This is a genomic window from Terrabacter aerolatus (genome assembly GCF_007991735.1).
Classification (GTDB): Bacteria; Actinomycetota; Actinomycetes; order Actinomycetales; family Dermatophilaceae; genus Terrabacter; species Terrabacter aerolatus.
Window position 1 is genome coordinate 1 of the sequence record NZ_BJYX01000051.1, and the last position, 2517, is coordinate 2517.

A 2517-nucleotide genomic window follows, 5' to 3' on the forward strand; every position below is an offset into this window, starting at 1 on the left:
AGCTAGGGGGCTGAAACGGAGCCAAAGTCCTCGCCCTCGCCCCGCCCGACGCGCTTGGGGGTCAGGCAGCGCCTCGAGGGGTAGCGAGCAGCGCCTTCCCACCGCCTGCAGGAGCCGAAGGCGTGGATCGCAGGTCTACCGTCGATGCGCTCCGGATGCCCCGGCCGCGGTGGCGGCGAACGGGGCCAGGGCCGTTCGCCATCTCGCCGCGAGAGGTGACCCTATGACCAGCACCACCATCCTGCTGCCGTTCCAGCCCGCGACGATGTCCAAGGCCCAACTTGCCGCCGTGTCGTTCCTGGCCCGCTACGCCGGGCAACCCACGATCTGTATGCGTTTCAGCTGCGCCAGTGGTTCGCCTGGTGCGAGGCCAACGGGCTCGACCCGCTGCTCGGGATCCAACGTGCCCACGTCGAGCTGTACATCCGCCACCTCGCCGAGCGGGGCTTGATGGACTCCTCCGTCGTCACGATGAACGGCGTCCGCGGCTACTTCCGCTTCGCCCACATCGACGGGCTCATCACCGCCGACCCAGCCGTGTACGCCCGGCTACCGAAGAGTCACCGCGACGAGACCCGTCCCCAGGACCTGGACCGGCTCGAGCTGATCCGGTTTCTCCAGGTCGCCCAGACCATCACCGTCCACCACGGCGCCCTCGCCTACCTGCTCGGGATCAACGCCCTCCGTGCCTCCGAAGCCGCCGTCGTGCGGATCGAGGACTACGCCGACACTCTCCGCGGACACCGCGTCCTACACCTGGTCGGCAAAGGCAACAAGCCCGCCACCATGCCCGTCACCGTCCCCGTCCTCCGGGCACTCGAGGCCTGCCGCGGCCAGCGCACGACGGGGCCGCTGGTGCTGCGGCCCGTCTCCGGCAACCCGATCGACCGACGCGACGTCTACCGAATGGTCGCCCGCATCGCAAAGACCGCCGGCATCCCACGACACATCAGCCCCCACTCGTTACGGCACGCCGCCATCACCAACGCCCTCGACGCCGGCGTCCCGCTCCGCGACGCGCAGATCCTCGCCCGCCACGCCGACCCACGCACCACCGAGCACTACGACCGCGCCCGCGGCAACCTCGACCGACACGGCGTCCACTTCCTCACCGCCAACGTCGCCGGTGTCTGACTGAGTGGCGTGGTCTCGCACCGATCCTCGACTCCCCACCCAAGGGGGCCGTTAGTGAGGGCTCAGAAGCCGTGCGGGGACTGCTGCAGTAGGGGAATCAGAATCGCGAGCAACTCTTGCGCCTTCTCTTGCACGTACCAAGCCATAAGTTCACGGGCAGTGCTCGGGATCAGCCAAAAGCCGATTATGAGCACCGTGCCCACCCTGCTCTTCCATCTGCGCGGAAGAAGCTCTGGCGCCGCTTCAATAATGTCGATCCACCCCATGCGGAGAGGATGCCAGTGACCGGTGACAGTGGCGTTCTGCTGCTCTGTTGCGGCTAGAGAGTGCGACTGTCTAGCCGCACATGCGGCCGCGTCACTTCGCCGCGAGAAGGACACCTTCCTTCACAGGGTGGGCCCGATTCAGCCTTCGGACGTTCCTCGGAAGCCCGTCAATTCACGTTGAGGCCGAAGGTGCGAGACCGCAGCTTGTACTTCCAGTAGGACTCGATCTGCTCGATGGTGGCGTCCGGGGTGTTCTCGTCGACCACCTCAAGCACCGACACCTGGTAGCGGCGCCGCCCACCCGATGCGGCTCTCTTGAGGCCGATGTTCCCGCCGTGGCCGTCGGTGGCGTACTCCATCCAGCGGCCAAACAGGCTGTCCGCACCCTTGGCCGACCCGACGTATTGGCGGCCTGAGTCGAGGTCGACCAAGAGGTACACGCCTTTGACGCTGCGGAGGACTTGTTGCCAGCCGTTAGGGAGCGTCGGGATGTCGTCGACCGGGCGGACAAACTCCCGGAAGCCCGGAAAGCGGGGCTCGTACTGCTCGGCGATTTCGATCACAGGCTTGGGCTGGTTCGCTGCCCGCTGGACCCAGCTCCGCGTCCCGGCACCCCAATCGATTACGACCCTGTCCCTGTAATCGGCCAAGTGGTCCAGCAGTGTGAGGTCGTAACGGAAGTGCCCAGAGATGTCGTGTTTCAGCAGAGCATCGGTGCTACCGGAGGGACATCGACCGACTCCGTCGACTCGGTAGATCCCGACAAAGACCGTCTTCTGGGCCTCGGTAACGACGAACTCGGCGAGGAAGTCACCGATCGGAAACCGGTCCTTGCTCTGCACGCTCTGGTAACTCTCGAACGCGTCGCGGTCGTTCAGCCACGCCTCATATAGCCGGCCGCGTCCCAGCCGGCTGTCTTGGTGTCGGACCAGGCGCACTCCAGTGCTTTCGATCCCCTCCAGAGCCAGCAGGTCGTTGAACGTCAGCAATGTCCATCTCCAAATGTGTGTCTGGCCCAAAGTGCTAGACAACCACACTGCATGCGCCCCTTGGCTGGTCACCGACCAAGGCTCGTCTCCGACTCGCGACGATCTCTGGGACCGCGGACCACGACGTG

General features: G+C 65.8%; 3 protein-coding genes. 1 reads left to right on the forward strand and 2 read right to left on the reverse strand.

The window, feature by feature from the left end:
- Nucleotides 1-450: 450 nt before the first annotated feature.
- Nucleotides 451-1134 carry a tyrosine-type recombinase/integrase gene (locus TAE01_RS20330; protein WP_147068624.1) on the forward strand — a complete coding sequence of 228 codons (684 nt, stop codon included), beginning with the start codon at nucleotides 451-453 and terminating at the stop codon, nucleotides 1132-1134.
- A gap of 62 nt (nucleotides 1135-1196) precedes the next feature.
- On the opposite strand, the gene TAE01_RS20335 is transcribed toward TAE01_RS20330, so the two are convergent.
- Nucleotides 1197-1400: a hypothetical protein gene (locus TAE01_RS20335; protein ID WP_147068625.1), complete on the reverse strand. Its 204-nt coding sequence runs from the start codon at nucleotides 1398-1400 to the stop codon at nucleotides 1197-1199.
- A 167-nt stretch (nucleotides 1401-1567) separates the two neighbouring features.
- Complete coding sequence (locus TAE01_RS20340) at nucleotides 1568-2389, reverse strand: GIY-YIG nuclease family protein (protein WP_186815324.1); 822 nt, start codon at nucleotides 2387-2389, stop codon at nucleotides 1568-1570.
- Nucleotides 2390-2517 lie beyond the last annotated feature (128 nt).